Below are 16020 nucleotides of genomic sequence, written 5' to 3'. Positions count from 1 at the left end.
AGCAGTAAAGTCTTTAGACGTATACTTTCTGATATTTTAAACAAAACATCCCTCAGCTTCTGAAAGTCCAAGGGATGCGCCAGGATGAAGGCTTTTTTTCGGTTTAATGTATTCTGAAATCCCGGCAAATAGCACTCGTCAGCTCAATTTTACCATGGCTGCATGGAGAGGGGCAAACCCGGGCCCATTGCTGCTGCCCCGCTAGACAAGTACTACCGAGGCCAAATCTTCCTCACCAAGCAGAATGTTGATCCTGTGGGTCTCTTTGTCATAGATGACAACTCCGCTGCCCACATGAATTACAGGCTCATTGCCGAGCCCGTAAAACAGATCCTCGGCCAGGGCTTCCCAAACCTCAAGCTTGGATTCCTGCGGCAGCTCCTGCCACTCGTCAGGTTCCATCTCAAAAAATTCATAACCGTCTGAAATACGGCTGACGGCCTCCGTCAGTTCCTTCAAAATTTCACTGTAATCTCTGCCGTGCTTAACACCCACGTCTATCACTCCGTTTTCTTCACAGATGAATAATAACTTACCCTATCCATTATAGCCGAAAAAATGACTTCACAAAAAAGGGAATGCTGTCGATAAATAAGAATATACGTGATTTCATTCCACACAGGGTGTCCCGCTGCTTTTCAAGGATGATACAAGCGGCTGTGACGGATCACTTTTTAATTCTCATGGACGAGGTGCATAATGGAAATTTCAACATTACTTGGTTTGATTTTTGGTCTGGTTGCTTTTCTTGGCGGGATGGTGCTGAAGCATGCCCCGCTCACAAGCTTAAATAACCCTGCGGCTTATGTCATCATTCTCCTGGGTACCGTAGCCTCCGTCTTTGTGGCCTTCCCGATGGCGGAGCTCAAGACAATCCCCAAGCTGTTCAAGCTGCTCTTCATTCAGCAAAAGATGGTCAAGAAATCCGATTTGATCACCACGTTCATGGAATGGGCATCCATTACCCGGCGTGAAGGACTGCTGGCACTGGAATCGAAGGTTGATGAAATTGAAGATGATTTCCTCAGAAACGGTATGCGTATGATCATCGACGGCAACGATCAGGAGTTTGTCCGTGATGTATTAATGGAAGATATTCATGCAACTGAAGACAGACATAAAGCCGGTGCCCTGATCTTCTCCCAGGCAGGCATGTATGCCCCTACGCTTGGGGTACTCGGAGCGGTTGTCGGACTGATCGCCGCCCTTGCGGATATGAGTGATATGGATGTGCTCGCCCACGCGATTGCAGGGGCGTTTATTGCTACACTGCTCGGTATTTTTACCGGTTATGTAATGTGGCATCCAATGGCCAACAAGCTTAAACGTATCTCCAAAAAAGAAATCCAGCTCAGGCTGATGATGGTGGAGGGGCTGCTGTCCATCCAGTCCGGGGTCTCAACCATTGCGATCAACCAGAAGCTGTCTGTCTTCCTTACACCGTCGGAGCGTGCCAAGCTGAGCGCAAAGGAGGGCGGCTTGAGTGAGCAAAAAGACTAGGCATGAAGAGCACGAAGAGCATGCCGATGAATCCTGGCTATTGCCCTATTCTGACTTGATGACGCTGCTGGTCGCCTTGTTCCTTGTTATGTACGCTATGAGCGCCACTGATGCCAAGAAGTTCGAGGAGATGAGCCAGGCTTTCAGCTCCGCACTGAACGGCGGTACAGGTATTCTCGACCAGCGGGCTGCTTCGCCCACACAATCACAGCTGGATCAGGGCAAACACGATAAGATGGATAATGTGGTTGCTCCCAATACAGGCGAATCCGAAATTGCCAAGCTGCGCAAGCAGGAGCAAGAGGAACTGGAGAAGCTAAAGAAGCAGTTTGACCAGTATATCGAGAAAAACGGGCTTACCGATCTGCTCAGCACCAAGCTGAATCAGTCACAGCTGATGATCACAATCAGTGACAACGCCCTGTTTGCTTCAGGTGAGGCCGATGTTAAGGATGAATCCCGTCAGCTTGCCAAATCGATTTCCAGTATGCTGCAGCAGTTTCCTGATTATAATGTACTCGTACAGGGGCATACCGACAACGTCCCGATTTCCAACAGCAGCTATTCATCCAACTGGGATCTTAGCGTAGACCGGGCCCTTCATTTCATGAAGATCCTCCTGCTGAACCCGAACCTGGACCCGGTAAAATTCAGCCCGATCGGCTACGGTGAATATCATCCGATCGCTGATAACTCCACGGCTGCCGGACGGGCCAAAAACCGCCGCGTGGAAGTCTCCATTCTCCGGAAATACACCGAATCAGCGGATACTACAAGCGTTGCTCCTCCTGCTCAATAAACGGGACTCCGCAAAGAATAAAGAGCAAAGAGCTGCCTCCCGGGATACCCGGGAAAGCAGCTCTTTCTTTGTAATGGCTGGCTATTGCAGCTCATAGCTGAGCATAGCCCCCAGCTCCTGTTTCTCCTGTATGGTCAGATCACGCCATTCCCCTGTCTTGAGCGCGCCCAGATGAATATTCATTATGCGGATACGCTGCAGGTGTCTTACCTCGTAGCCAAAGGCGCTGCACATCCGGCGGATTTGCCGGTTTTTGCCCTCGGTAAGAATGATGCGGAATACCCGCTCCGAGATCCGGGTTACTGTGCAGGGGAGGGTTTTGCCGCCTAGAATCTTTACCCCGCTCGACATTGCAGAAATAAAGGAAGGCGTAATCGGCCTGTCTACAGTTACTATGTATTCCTTTTCGTGCTTGCCTTCAGCCCGCAGTATTTTATTGACGATATCGCCGTCATTTGTAAGCAGAATTAATCCTTCGGAGTCCTTATCGAGCCGGCCAATCGGAAATATCCGCTCCTGATGCCCGACAAAATCAACAATATTCCCCTGGATATGCGCCTCTGTGGTAGAGGTGATCCCGACTGGCTTATTTAAAGCGATATAGACCACCTGGCTGCCTGTTTCAAGCGGTTTGCCATCAATCAATACCTGATCTCCCGGCACAGCCTGGCTCCCCAGTACAGCAGGTTCACCGTTAATTGTAACTCTTCCGCTTTCGACCAGCTTGTCTGCTTCACGGCGTGAACAGTAGCCTGTGTCACTGATGAACTTATTAATTCTCATTTCTGTCCTCACTCCGTTCCTTATTCAATCCTTCACTCAGGTCTGATTCTATGCAACCGGCAGTATAATTGTAATCTCGGCTCCGCACCCGTATTCACTGCGGATCTCCATGCTGCCTTTGTGAGCCTGGATAATCCGCTGGCTGACCATCAGTCCAAGACCGGTTCCCGTCTCCTTATTTGTAAAGAAGGGCTCTCCCAGCTTGGGCAGCATCTCTTCCGGAATTCCCTCTCCCTCATCTGAGATTACAATGATAACAGAATTTCCTTCGATCCGCTGCAAAACGGTAATAGTGCCGCCTGCGGGCATCGCTTCAATTGCATTTTTGACGATATTAATAAAGACCTGCTTCAGCTGGTTCTCTTCACAATGTACTCTGGCCGGCTGTACGGAGAGCTGTGCTTTGAATTCGATGCCGAAAAGATGTGCCTGGCTGTCCAGCAGAGAAATGACATCATTCAGAATATGCCGGATATCCTTCTCCTGAAAGTGGACAGCCTGGGGCTTGGCCAGGATCAGAAATTCGCTCACAATCAGATTGATCCGGTCAAGCTCGGACAGCATCAGATCAATATGAAGCGGTATAAGCACTCCCTTCTCCCTCTGAAGCTGCAGAAATCCGCGGAGAGTAGTCAGCGGGTTACGGATCTCATGAGCTACCCCTGCCGCCAGCTGTCCTACTGTCGTCAGTTTCTCTGAGCGTCTGAGCAGCTCCTCGATCCGGTTGCGTTCGGTCATATCACGCGATACATGTACAAAGGCCTGAGGACGGCCCTCTTCATCCCGGATCATTGAGGTGCTTACACTGACCTCAACTAAAGATCCGTCACGCTTCAGCCTGAGGGTCTCCACGGGCGGCAGAGCAGCACCTTCCTTAAGTTCCCTAAGTCTTATATCCTCCTGCCGCTGTACGGTCGCCGGCACAAGATAAGGCGGCTTGATTGCGGCATCAGCTGCATTCCAGCCGTACAGCTTCTCAAAGGCCTTGTTCGTGCTGGTGATCCGACCTTCCATATCTACGGTATGGATTGCATCCGACGTGCCGTTAATTACCGATTCCAGGTGCTCCTTCACAGCCCGGTTCTCTTCCAGCGCCCGTCCCAGCTGGTTGGTATGCTGATACAAGTGCTCAGCCATCACATTGATCCGGCTCGCCAGCTGGCCCAGCTCATCGCCGCTTGTTACATTTAGCGGGGACTCGAAATTTCCCTTGGCCACATCATTGACCTTACGCAGGATATCCTTAATCGGACGTGTAACGATGCCGGACAGCGCGTAGCTGCATATGAAAAAAATAACCAGTAGCAGCACCGATGTCGTAATATCACTTACCAGCTCCTCATTAATGACGGAGGAAATTACCGAGTAATCCATGACTACGCTGATGACATAATCATCGTTGCCGGGCAGAGCAATCGGAATGAAGCTTTTAAGCACTCTTTTGCCCAAGGCTGATGTATCAATGGTTACTGGAGCTTCCTTCCTCAGGGCTGTCATCATTGCAGACTTATCCTCGCCAGGATTGCCAAAAATGTACGTTCCAAAACGGATGGGACGGTTGCGCAGCTTATGATTGACACTGTCTGTACCGTCCGGCTGCATGGTTTCGGAACCAAAGGTCTTAGGATCCATCCCCGTAATCTCCAGTAGCCCCGGGTTAACCTCCTTGGAGCGCCGGACGATCTCTTCCGGCTCCATAATTCTCACGTAGTCACTGACAGCTGTACTCCGGATATACGGATCTATAATATAATTTCTTGACGGATCACGGTAATAGCCCCACTTCTCAATGTACTCCGGATTGGAGGTGGAGTACTCAAAGGGGCCGGACCAGAAATTATCAAGCGTCTGCCCCTGCTGAACGGATACCTTCTGGCCGGCAAACAGCTCAAGAAAAGCAACATACCAAAAACCCATACCCTTGGTAGACAACCCAAGCTCGGCAGGATCTGAGGACTTAGCTACTATAATATCATCTTCAGTCTGAACAAGGAGCGAAATATTAGACACCCCCAGCTTGTCCGCCAGAAGCTTCAGCTGTGAGTTTTTCACATTGCTGATGTCCGGGTCAAGCTCCTCAGCAGCCAGAATAGCAGCCAGCCGAAGATTATAGGCCATCTGCTGCTGCACGTAATTGGAGCTGTAATTGCTCTGCTCGACAGAAACGGCAATCTGCATGGCCGTAGTCTTCATATTATTCTTGCTCTCGGTAAGCAAATTATTCCGGGCCGCATATAGATTCAGCATCAGATTCAGTCCCAGTATTAACAGCACTGACCCGAAAATGATTGCCGATAATTTTGTTTTAATGGACAAGCTGTTTGTTCACCTCTTATCAGCTGGTAAAAAAATCAAGCGGAGCATTCATAAATATCATACCTTCTGCCCCTTCATTTGAAAAGAGATTTCAAAGGGGGTTATCCACGTAAAGCATTGAATTTTGAGGATGGTTTCTCTACAATAATGAAGGAAATCATGAACACCATCCACAGCATATACACATATAAACAGGTTATTAAGCTTTAATGTGTACAATAATGTGTATAAGTGGGCGGTTATCCACAGAGTTATGCACAATTTGTTCAGAGCGAATATTTGTTCGTTGTACAAGGATTGTTTGAGGAAAGGAAAGATGGGCTTGAATATATACAAGGATGAACTGTCGCCCGAGGAGCTGACCATACATGAGTTTTGGATGAAAGAGGCGATTGCCGAAGCGCGTAAGGCAGAGAGCCTGGGTGAAGTGCCTATCGGTGCGGTAATCGTTCGTCACGGGGAGATTATCGGGCGCGGCTACAATCTGCGGGAAACTACGCTCGATTCTACCGCCCATGCCGAAATGGTCGCAATCCGCCAGGCAAGTGTTGCACTTAATTCCTGGAGGCTGCTTGACTGCCAGCTATACGTTACACTCGAACCCTGCCCCATGTGTGCGGGAGCAATGGTTCAGGCCCGGCTGCCGCTAACCATATACGGTACTGCCGATCCAAAGGCAGGCTGTGCAGGCACCCTTATGAACCTGCTCGAAGAACCAAGATTCAATCACCGGACCGGAATCATTCAAAATGTACTTCAGGAGGAATGTGCAGAGCTGCTGACTTCTTTCTTCCGCCGGCTGCGCCGGAAGCCCAAGCTCTGAGGCATTAGCGTCCCTCCCCCCTGCCATACTGTTTCTATAATTATTATGGGAAAAGGAGAAAACCTGTTATGTCATTTAAGCTCTACAATCACGCGCAAGGTATCTATCTTTCATTACTGCAGCTGCAGGATGCACAGGAGCTTCTGGAGCTGCGTCTGCGCAACAAAGAGCATCATCAGCGGTTTGAACCGCTGCGCGAGGCTGATTATTTCACCCTGGAGAGCCAGCAGCTGCTGGTCAGCCAGCGGTTGAGCGACTCGGAGCAGGATAGGGCTTATATGTTCGGCATCTTCCTGTCTGACGGACAGCTGATCGGTCAGATTACACTTTCCAATCTGGTGCGCGGGGTAGCTCAGTATGCCGATCTGGGTTACTTTATGGATTATGCTATTCAAGGCAAAGGTCATATGACTGCCGCAGTAAGCCTGATCCTGGAGTATGCCTTCCGTGCCCTTGCATTGCACAGAGTACAGGCTTCCATCCTGCTGCACAACGATGCTTCTCGCCGGGTGCTGGAGAAAAGCGGTTTCCAGGCTGAAGGCATAGCCCGCCGGTACCTCAAGATCAACGGCGAATGGCAGGACCACCGGACCTATGCGATTCTGGCCGATGATTTTTTTGACAGCCCGCTCATAGCCCAGACATAACAAAAAACCTGCAGTGTGCACTCGGCACTCTGCAGATTTTTGTATAGGATAACGATTAATAAGTGCTCATTCCGCCAAATTGCTGCTGCAGCTCTTCCATTGTAACGACATCCTCACCCTGCGGGATACCGATCACGAAGGTCTGCTTCTCATTGATTTTGCTGTACTGATTAGTTCCGGTTAGTGCGAGATTGATATTCTGCCCTTGCTCGGGATCCTTAACTACCACATCCATCAGCAGATTCTGATACACTGGGAAATCATCCTTGTTGATGGCTGTGTTCAGCTGGAAGTTGTTAACTGTCAGATAGGAGTCCAGGTCAGCTAAGCCTTTATCGAACTCTGCCCGGGCCTCACCCGATTGGAGCTGCTGTTTAATATCCGCGAGCTTGGCTTCGTCAATCTGCAGCATTTCCTTGTACTCTTCTTTGCCCAGGATATCAATGATCTTAGGCAGTGCATTGTTCACCAAAATGGTAAGCGCCTCTTTGACATTGCTGTTTGTCACCTGGAACTGGACAACCTGCTTAGCATCGACGCCTTCAGGCAGTCCCGCATCCTCAGGCTTCACATTTTTGAAGTACGTCTCTTCGTCATATTCGCCCAGCAGCGTGCTTACTACCTCATTGGAAAGATCCTGGACTTTCTTGGTATCCACTGTCCCCGGCGTTACACCCACTCCCTGCTGTTCAGCAAGCTCTTTCGGATCAAGCTCCAGGAACTTGCCAACGATGGTCTCCGGAAGCGGCAGGAACGGGATCGACGGGATTTTGACATACATCTTATCTGTTGTCAGCACCATCGGAATGTTGAAGGACATGGCCATATCGCCCTTCAGATTCAGCACCATTGTTAATTCGGTCTGCATCGGATCTGACTGATGGACGCCATTAATGGAGATATCAGCGTTCTTAAGCATATTGAGCACCATGCCCGTAGTTTCATCCCCAGCCCCCGCAGGTGCATCAATCGTCAGATTGTTAATCGTAAGTACGCTCTTCATTTCGTAAGAAGTCATCGTTAACGCCTCTTTTGCAGACGACGATATCGCTTCTTTCGGTGACTCCTCTTTACTTGCACATCCAGGTAAAATAACTGCAGCTGTAAGCAGCAAAGCCGCTGCGGAAAGCCCCCATCTTTTAATCATTATTGTTCTCCTCTCCCATGTAAAAATATTACTTCCCCATGTTAATGATAAACCAATTAGCAAATATGAGAAACATTACGTTTCAGATACTGCCCGGGTTCCAATCTAACCTTGCGGGTTATTATGATCCACATGATTAGCCTGCTTTACCTTTTTGGAGCCTGATAACGGCTCGGGACCGGAAGAATGATGCTCTTGTCTGGACTTCCGATTTGTTTCCGTTCCCGGTACAGGCACGCTTTTTGGCTTACTCATTTTACATCTCCTCCTAAGGATTGGTCAGATTCTGCAGCGCCTGGGCGCATTCGTGAATCTGTCTGGTATACTTTTGCGCCAGCTGCTGGACAGCATCGGTACGCTCATCCGTATGACGCCCTGCTTGCTCCACATCAACCAAATCAACGGCAACCTCCCGGCTGTCCACATAGGTACAGCGAAAATCCAGGGAGTAAGCCTGATGGCCGGCAGCGTTAAAATGAATGAGCAGGCTGTTCTGGTCTGCCGCATCCCCCTGCAGGCTAAAGCTGTCCCCGTCTTGCATCAGCGCAGGCAGGCGTTCCTGCCAGGCTGAAATCAGCGTATTCTGGTCCAACTGCATTTCTCGGTTCATTGTTATGATCAGCCTCCTTCTCTATTACATTGCGGAGAAGCAGAGGTTTTTATTCCTGTCCGCAGCAAAGGTGCATGAATCCGGCATGGATCTCTATGACCGCCGGCAAGCATAAAAAAGCCGTCTTCCGGAGAAGACGGCTTCTATCTGCAGATCATTGTAATTGTAATAAAAGAAATGGCGGAGAGGATGGGATTCGAACCCATGTGGGCTTGCACCCTAACGGTTTTCAAGACCGCCCCGTTATGACCGCTTCGGTACCTCTCCATAATGCATCTAAATTTCACATGCATTAGGAATTGTACCACATTTCGCGAACAATATGCAAGTACTACTGAGAAACTTTTGGTGTAATTACTTTTGTGTTACGCATGTATGGCTGAAGCACTTCCGGAATCAGTACACTGCCGTCTTCCTGCTGATAATTCTCCAGGATCGCTGCCACAGTCCGTCCTACCGCCAGTGCCGATCCATTGAGGGTATGAACAAATTCCGGCTTGGCCTTAGGCTCTTTGCGGAAACGGATATTAGCCCGGCGGGCCTGGAAGTCTTCCGTATTTGAACAGGAGGAAATCTCACGGTACATACCGCTCTCCGGCAGCCACACCTCGAGGTCGTAGGTCTTGGCCGATGTGAAGCCCATATCACCTGTACAGAGTCCCAGAACGCGGTACGGCAGCTCCAGCAGCTGCAGCACGCGCTCAGCGTCTGCTGTCATCTTCTCAAGCTCCTCATAGGAGCTCTCAGGCGTGGTAAGCTTTACAAGCTCCACCTTGTTGAACTGATGCTGGCGGATAAGCCCGCGGGTGTCACGGCCTGCTGAGCCGGCTTCAGAACGGAAGCAGGAGCTGTAAGCGACAAAATACTTAGGAAGGTCCGCAGCAGTCAGAATCTCCTCACGGTAATAGTTCGTTACCGGTACCTCTGCCGTCGGAATCAGGTAATACTCTGTATCCCGCAGCTTAAACAGATCCTCTTCGAACTTCGGCAGCTGGCCCGTACCGTATAAGCTGTCCTTATTTACAATCTGCGGCGGCAGCATTTCTTCGTAATTATGCTCTCCGCTGTGCAAATCCATCATGAAGTTAATCAGCGCACGTTCAAGACGCGCTCCAAGCCCCTTATAGAACACAAATCTGGAGCCTGTGACCTTGGCGGCAGCTTCAAAATCCAGAATATCCAGCTGCTGTGCAAGCTCCCAATGGGATTTCGGTGTGAATCCGAACTCACGCGGCTGGGACCAGCGCCGGATTTCGACATTATCTTCTTCGGACTTGCCTACCGGCACCGATTCGTGCGGAATGTTAGGGATGCTCATCGTCAGCTCATCAATCTGTGCCTCAAGCTCACGGACTTCATCATCCAGCTCTTTAATCCGGTCAGAAACGGTACGCATCTCTGCGATCAGGTCATCAGCCGGCTCTCCGTTTTTCTTTTTCTTGGCTACATCGCCTGAAACAACGTTACGGCGGTTCTTGAGTCCTTCTGTCTCTTGCAGCAGTTCCCGACGGCGCAGGTCAAGCTGCGGGAATCCGGCAATCAGATCAAGCGATTTACCACGGTTGTTAAGCGCTTCTTCTACTTTAGCGTAGTCGTTGCGCAATACTTTTACATCTAGCACAAAGTTTCCCTCCTGAAAACAGCCTAGACTCTTTCAGATTGCCGTTTGCAGCATTGAAAGAGTCAGGTTGTTCTTATATGCAGTTCTATTGTGTGGCTGCAGCCTTAGCCTTCACCATATCGGCAAAGTACTGATGCAGCCGGTAATCCTCTGTCAGCTCCGGATGAAAGGAGGAAACCAGCAGATTGTCCTGCCGTGCTGTAACAATCTCATTATTATAAACGGTGAGCACATCAACCTCAGGACCTACTTCACTTATAAGCGGAGCACGTATAAATACAGCGCGGACCGGCTCGCTAATTCCTTTTACATCGAGGTCACATTCAAAGCTTTCCCGCTGGCGGCCGAAGGCATTCCGGGCCACCGTTATATCCATCAGCCCCAGATGAGAATCTTCGCCGCCGGCAATTCTCTTCGCCAGTACAATCATCCCGGCACAAGTGCCAAAGATGGGCTTGCCCTGGCCCGAAAAATCGCGTATAGCTTCAATAAAGCCGTACTTGCGCATCAGCTTGCCGATTGTTGTGCTCTCGCCGCCGGGAATAATCAGGCCGTCCACTTCCTCTAGCTGCTCAACACGCTTGATGGGAAGGCCTTCCGCTCCGGTCTTCTCTATACTGACAATATGCTCTGTTACAGCGCCTTGAAGCGCCAACACTCCTATTCTCATCCGCCAACCTTCTCTCTATTAACGGCCGCGTTCTGACATGCGTTCAGCCGGAGTCAGAGTGGCGATATCAATCCCCTTCATCGGGGTGCCGAGATTCTTGGATACCTCAGCAATCAGTCTGTAATCGGTAAAGTGAGTTGTTGCTTCTACGATTGCGCGGGCAAACTTCTCGGGATTATCCGATTTGAAAATACCAGAGCCTACAAAAACACCATCTGCCCCCAGGTGCATCATCAGCGCAGCGTCGGCAGGAGTTGCCACACCGCCTGCGGCAAAATTAACAACCGGCAGCTTGCCAAGCTCATGAACTTCGAGCAGCAGCTCATAAGGGACACCAAGGGTCTTGGCTTCATGGTACAGCTCATCCTTGGACAGGCCGGTAACTTTGCGGATCTGGCTGTTAATGTAGCGCATATGCCGCACAGCTTCAACGATGTTGCCTGTTCCCGGCTCACCCTTGGTACGGATCATGGAAGCCCCTTCGTTAATGCGGCGCAGAGCCTCTCCGAGGTCTTTGGCTCCGCACACAAAAGGAACAGTGAACTCGCGTTTGTCGATATGGAATACTTCGTCAGCAGGCGTAAGCACTTCGCTCTCATCCAGATAATCGACGCCCAGCGATTCAAGCACTTTTGCTTCAACATAATGGCCGATACGGGCTTTGGCCATTACAGGAATGCTTACCACTTTGAGAACTTCCTCTACAATAGTAGGATCAGCCATACGTGCTACGCCGCCTGCGGCGCGAATATCAGAAGGAACACGCTCCAGCGCCATTACGGCTACTGCACCTGCGGCCTCAGCAATCTTTGCCTGCTCAGCATTCATGACGTCCATGATGACGCCGCCCTTTTGCATTTCTGCCATACCTCTTTTTACCCTCGATGTTCCTGTTTCCATGTCCTGACCCCCCGATTTTATTACTATATCCCGCTAATAATTAGAACAGATCCTTAATTCCTGTAAACAAATCACCGAAAAAATCGCCGATTGCCCGCATCAGCAGCTTAAACCAGCCTGCTTTTTCTGCTTCCTCTGCTGTGATCAGATTGACCGTTTTCTGCTGGGCCTGTTCCATGCCTTCAATCTTATAGGTGTAAGTTACCTTTCCGACTGCGGTAGCATTGGCAATAGGAGCAACGAGAGTGGAGGCGTCGTTGACAGCAACAGCCGTTTCGATTGCCGGGTTCACCGTTCCTTTTGGCACAATAAAGGTTACACCGGCGTCTGTAACTACAGGTACGCTCTCGTTTTTGCCCTTTTGTACAGGTACGGTTTCGTTTCCTGCGATCACAGACTTGGCGGCTACTACCTGCTTGATTTCAAAATTATTGAAGCCATAGTCAAGCACCTTCTTTGTCTCTGTAAAGCGGTGTGCTTCCGAATCGGCTCCCATAACTACACTGATAAGACGCATACCGTCACGCACTGCCGTACCGGTAAAGCAGTTTCCTGCCTTGGTAGTGTGTCCTGTCTTAAGTCCGTCAAGACCGGGATATGCATAAGCCTTAAAGTTCGCTATGTCCTTATTGGCTTCGAGCATCCAGTTGTAGTTAATCATCGGTTTGGCATCGCGCTCACGGAACTTATAGGATTGGATCGTTGTAAACTCAGTAAAATCAGGATGTTCAGTTACTATATATTTAGCAAGTATAGCTGCATCCATTGCAGACATGACCGTTTCGCGGTCCGCTTCCGGACGGTACTTGGAAGGCATATCTGCCCGGTCAAGACCGGTCGAGTTAATGAAATAAGCCGTCTTCATCCCCATCTTCTGGGCGGTCTCATTCATCAGGGTCACAAATTGCTGTTCCGAACCGGAAACCAGCTCTGCCAGTGCAACAGTAGCATCATTGGCTGAGCCCACTGCCATAGCTATGTAAAGCTCTTTAACTGTATGTTGGTCACCCTGCGCCAAAAAAATCCGGGAGCCGACCTGCTGGGCCGCATTTTCCTGAATAGTAACCGTCTGATCCCAGGAAAGCTGTCCATTATTAACAGCTTCTGTCACAAGGTATTCTGTCATCATCTTGGTCATACTGGCCGGAGGCAGCGCCTCATCGGCATTATACGATAGAAGAACTTCTCCGGTTGTAGGCTCAATTAATACAGCTGAGCTCACATTAAGCCCCAGAGATTCTATCGAAGGAATTTTAGCTGCTGCTGTATTCGTCGCCGCCGTGCCTGTACCGGTTGTGCCTGCTTCTGTTGTAGCCGGAGTCTGAACCTCGCTGGCTAATACTGCGGAACTTACTGGAGAAGCTAACATATTTAAAAGCAGACCTACTGTCGCTGTCTTGATCACAAATTGCTTGCTGCTGAATTTACGCTTGTGCTTCAAAATCAATACTCTCCTTTGATCCTCATATCCATTGCTTGTTCTATTCTAACACAGGGGTATCTGCAAAAAAAGACAGGCAGAGCGAATTATGCCCTGCCTGCCCGTATTTTAGCGAATTGGCGCAATTACAAGGAGTAGTTAGGCGCTTCCTTGGTAATCTGCACATCATGCGGATGACTCTCACGGAGTCCTGCTCCGGTAATCCGGATAAAGCTGGTATCGTTCCGCAGCTCAGTCAAGGTCTTGGTACCGCAGTATCCCATACCTGAACGGAGTCCGCCGATCAGCTGGTGAACGGTATCGGAAAGCGGCCCTTTAAAGGCAACTCTGCCCTCGATTCCTTCCGGAACCAGCTTCTTGTCATCATCCTGGAAGTAACGGTCCTTACTTCCCTGCTTCATAGCACTCATACTTCCCATCCCGCGGTATACCTTGAACTTACGTCCCTGGTACAGCTCGGATTCTCCCGGGCTTTCTTCTGTTCCGGCAAACAGGCTTCCCATCATTACTGCAGATGCACCGGCAGCAATCGCCTTAGTAATCTCACCCGAGTATTTAATCCCGCCGTCTGCGATAATCGGTACTCCATACTCCCGAGCGACTGTTGCGCAATCATAGATGGCAGTAATCTGCGGTACACCGATACCGGCAATAACTCGGGTTGTACAGATCGAACCCGGTCCGATACCAACCTTAACAATGGATGCGCCCGCTTCGATCAGATCACGGGTAGCTTCACCGGTAGCTACGTTTCCGGCTACAATCGTGAGGTCAGGGTACTTGGCGCGCAGATTGCGAACTGCTTCAATAATATTGATATGGTGTCCGTGAGCCGAATCCACAACAAGCAAATCGACACCGGCGTCAATCAGGGCCTTGGCACGTTCATCGGCATCCTTCGAAATGCCGATAGCTGCACCTACGAGCAGGCGGCCTTGTGCGTCCTTCGCTCCGTTAGGGAACTGAATCGCCTTCTCAATGTCTTTAATAGTAATAAGCCCTTTGAGAATGTTATCGTCATCAACCAGCGGCAGCTTTTCAATCTTGTGGCGCTGCAGCATAACCTCTGCTTCCTGCAGGGTTGTACCGACAGGAGCGGTTACCAGATTATCACGGGTCATATATTCGCTGATCGGCGCACCGTAGTCATGAATAAAGCGCATATCACGGTTAGTAATAATGCCGACCAGTTTGTTGTTTTCATCAACAATCGGTACTCCGGAGATGCGGTATTTACCCATTAAACGTTCCGCATCGGATACCAGATGATCCGGTGTGAGGGAGAAAGGATTAGTGATTACGCCGCTTTCGGAACGCTTTACCCGATCGACTTCGCCAGCCTGCTGCTCTACAGACATATTCTTGTGAATAATGCCAACTCCGCCTTCACGGGCAATTGCAATGGCCATTGCTGCTTCAGTTACGGTATCCATTCCGGCACTGATAAGGGGAATATTGAGCTTCACATTGTTACTCAAAACCGCACTCAGGTCCACTTCTTTAGGCAGCACCTCGGATTTACGCGGTACCAGCAGCACATCATCAAAAGTCAGTCCTTCTTTACCAAACTTATCTTCCCACACCTGGGTCATTCCTCCTCGAATTGTCGTTCTAAACGTCCGCAAACTTTATAAATGAAGAAACTTCGGTCGGGCCAGAGTCCATATCCGATAGACACCGTCAGGAGTAGCGAAGCTGCATTAATGAATATCTTCAATTAAGGTTTGAGATGCTTGTCCAAAAATATATTATTGCCATCTTAGCAAAGGCCTTTTAGCCTGTCAAGAATATTACATCATCCTGGAAAGGTTTCGAAAAAAGCCTGCCGCGTAAGCGAATTCTTGGACCTTAGTCCATTCACAGTGGACATTTGGAAGGGAGATAACCACAGTTGTTTCTGCAATTAACAATCATTATAACAACAAAAAAACCATTGTCGATTACTCAACAATGGCTTCATGTGCTTGGCGGCGTCCTACTCTCCCGGGACCCTTCGGTCCAAGTACCATCGGCGCTGGAAGGCTTAACGGTCGTGTTCGGGATGGGTACGCGTGGAACCCTTCCGCTATCGCCACCAAACATGCGTCTGTGAAACAGACGCTGCCGCTAGACATTTCGTTCATCACCCGAAGTGCGAATAAATGTCGTTGCGTTACAGGCTTGATCACCTGAAAACTGAATCCGAAACGAATCTGCGATTTATTGATTGGATAAGCCCTCGACCGATTAGTATTGGTCAGCTCCATGCATTGCTGCACTTCCACCTCCAACCTATCTACCTCGTCGTCTTCAAGGGGTCTTACTAATTGGGAAATCTCATCTTGAGGGGGGCTTCACGCTTAGATGCTTTCAGCGCTTATCCCGTCCGTACGTAGCTACCCAGCCATGCTCCTGGCGGAACAACTGGTGCACCAGCGGTACGTCCATCCCGGTCCTCTCGTACTAAGGACAGCTCCTCTCAAATTTCCTGCGCCCACGACAGATAGGGACCGAACTGTCTCACGACGTTCTGAACCCAGCTCGCGTACCGCTTTAATGGGCGAACAGCCCAACCCTTGGGACCTACTTCAGCCCCAGGATGCGATGAGCCGACATCGAGGTGCCAAACCTCCCCGTCGATGTGGACTCTTGGGGGAGATAAGCCTGTTATCCCCAGGGTAGCTTTTATCCGTTGAGCGATGGCCCTTCCATGCGGTACCACCGGATCACTAAGTCCGACTTTCGTCCCTGCTCGACTTGTAGGTCTCGCAGTCAAGCTCCCTT

The 16020-nt window shown here is 49.9% G+C and carries 15 protein-coding genes, 1 tRNA gene and 2 rRNA genes (1 of these 18 running past the window's edge); 4 read left to right on the top strand and 14 right to left on the bottom strand.

Features of this window, described 5'->3' with window-relative positions; genetic code table 11:
- Positions 1–201: 201 nt before the first annotated feature.
- Positions 202–495, bottom strand: a complete 294-nt coding sequence (locus tag AC4G46_RS00480) for a hypothetical protein (RefSeq protein WP_491126233.1) — start codon at positions 493–495, stop codon at positions 202–204.
- 204 nt (positions 496–699) lie between these two features.
- Between AC4G46_RS00480 and motA the strand changes: the two genes are divergently transcribed.
- A complete protein-coding gene (motA, locus tag AC4G46_RS00475) occupies positions 700–1500 on the top strand; it encodes a flagellar motor stator protein MotA (protein WP_491126232.1) in 801 nt (266 codons plus the stop codon).
- Positions 1484–2299, top strand: a complete 816-nt coding sequence (motB, locus tag AC4G46_RS00470) for a flagellar motor protein MotB (RefSeq protein WP_491126231.1) — start codon at positions 1484–1486, stop codon at positions 2297–2299. Before motA ends, motB begins: the two co-directional genes overlap by 17 nt.
- Before the next feature lie 81 nt (positions 2300–2380).
- Here the strand turns inward: motB and rluF are convergent, their stop codons facing one another.
- Together rluF and AC4G46_RS00460 are read right to left on the bottom strand one after the other, a co-directional pair.
- Positions 2381–3082 (bottom strand): 23S rRNA pseudouridine(2604) synthase RluF, encoded by a 702-nt coding sequence (gene rluF / locus AC4G46_RS00465; RefSeq protein ID WP_491126230.1) that lies wholly within the window; start codon positions 3080–3082, stop codon positions 2381–2383.
- 48 nt (positions 3083–3130) lie between these two features.
- Positions 3131–5398 carry an ATP-binding protein gene (locus AC4G46_RS00460; protein ID WP_491126229.1) on the bottom strand — a complete coding sequence of 756 codons (2268 nt, stop codon included), beginning with the start codon at positions 5396–5398 and terminating at the stop codon, positions 3131–3133.
- Between the two features lie 322 nt (positions 5399–5720).
- On the opposite strand from AC4G46_RS00460, the gene tadA reads away from it, so the two are divergent.
- Together tadA and AC4G46_RS00450 are read left to right on the top strand one after the other, a co-directional pair.
- Positions 5721–6221, top strand: coding sequence for a tRNA adenosine(34) deaminase TadA (gene tadA, locus AC4G46_RS00455; protein ID WP_491126228.1), 501 nt, complete (start codon positions 5721–5723; stop codon positions 6219–6221).
- Positions 6222–6289: 68 nt separating this feature from the next.
- The gene (locus tag AC4G46_RS00450) at positions 6290–6868 is read left to right on the top strand and encodes a GNAT family N-acetyltransferase (protein WP_491126227.1); all 579 of its coding nucleotides are present in this window, start codon (positions 6290–6292) and stop codon (positions 6866–6868) included.
- Positions 6869–6923: 55 nt separating this feature from the next.
- Here AC4G46_RS00450 and AC4G46_RS00445 read toward each other — a convergent pair whose 3' ends face one another.
- The 11 genes from AC4G46_RS00445 to AC4G46_RS00395 all read right to left on the bottom strand — a co-directional run.
- Positions 6924–8015 carry a hypothetical protein gene (locus AC4G46_RS00445; protein WP_221803725.1) on the bottom strand — a complete coding sequence of 364 codons (1092 nt, stop codon included), beginning with the start codon at positions 8013–8015 and terminating at the stop codon, positions 6924–6926.
- Between the two features lie 105 nt (positions 8016–8120).
- Complete coding sequence (locus AC4G46_RS00440; RefSeq protein WP_221803726.1) at positions 8121–8270, bottom strand: small acid-soluble spore protein P; 150 nt, start codon at positions 8268–8270, stop codon at positions 8121–8123.
- 13 nt (positions 8271–8283) lie between these two features.
- A complete protein-coding gene (locus AC4G46_RS00435) occupies positions 8284–8625 on the bottom strand; it encodes a hypothetical protein (RefSeq protein WP_221803727.1) in 342 nt (113 codons plus the stop codon).
- A gap of 178 nt (positions 8626–8803) precedes the next feature.
- Positions 8804–8892, bottom strand: a tRNA-Ser gene (locus AC4G46_RS00430).
- A gap of 64 nt (positions 8893–8956) precedes the next feature.
- On the bottom strand, positions 8957–10246 hold the full coding sequence (gene serS, locus AC4G46_RS00425; protein WP_491126226.1) for a serine--tRNA ligase: 1290 nt from the start codon (positions 10244–10246) through the stop codon (positions 8957–8959).
- An 85-nt stretch (positions 10247–10331) separates the two neighbouring features.
- The gene (gene pdxT, locus AC4G46_RS00420; protein ID WP_068728797.1) at positions 10332–10916 is read right to left on the bottom strand and encodes a pyridoxal 5'-phosphate synthase glutaminase subunit PdxT; all 585 of its coding nucleotides are present in this window, start codon (positions 10914–10916) and stop codon (positions 10332–10334) included.
- Positions 10917–10934: 18 nt separating this feature from the next.
- Positions 10935–11816, bottom strand: a complete 882-nt coding sequence (gene pdxS / locus AC4G46_RS00415; protein ID WP_068728796.1) for a pyridoxal 5'-phosphate synthase lyase subunit PdxS — start codon at positions 11814–11816, stop codon at positions 10935–10937.
- A gap of 40 nt (positions 11817–11856) precedes the next feature.
- The gene (locus AC4G46_RS00410) at positions 11857–13263 is read right to left on the bottom strand and encodes a D-alanyl-D-alanine carboxypeptidase family protein (RefSeq protein WP_491126225.1); all 1407 of its coding nucleotides are present in this window, start codon (positions 13261–13263) and stop codon (positions 11857–11859) included.
- 119 nt (positions 13264–13382) lie between these two features.
- Positions 13383–14840: an IMP dehydrogenase gene (gene guaB, locus AC4G46_RS00405; RefSeq protein ID WP_491126224.1), complete on the bottom strand. Its 1458-nt coding sequence runs from the start codon at positions 14838–14840 to the stop codon at positions 13383–13385.
- A gap of 379 nt (positions 14841–15219) precedes the next feature.
- Positions 15220–15336 (bottom strand): 5S ribosomal RNA (gene rrf / locus AC4G46_RS00400).
- Between the two features lie 127 nt (positions 15337–15463).
- Positions 15464–16020 (bottom strand): 23S ribosomal RNA (locus AC4G46_RS00395) (it continues 2369 nt past the right edge of the window).

Source organism: Paenibacillus sp. fava2, assembly GCF_058313675.1.
Note: the sequence above shows the minus strand (reverse complement) of the source record. Positions and strands in the feature narration are given on the sequence as shown.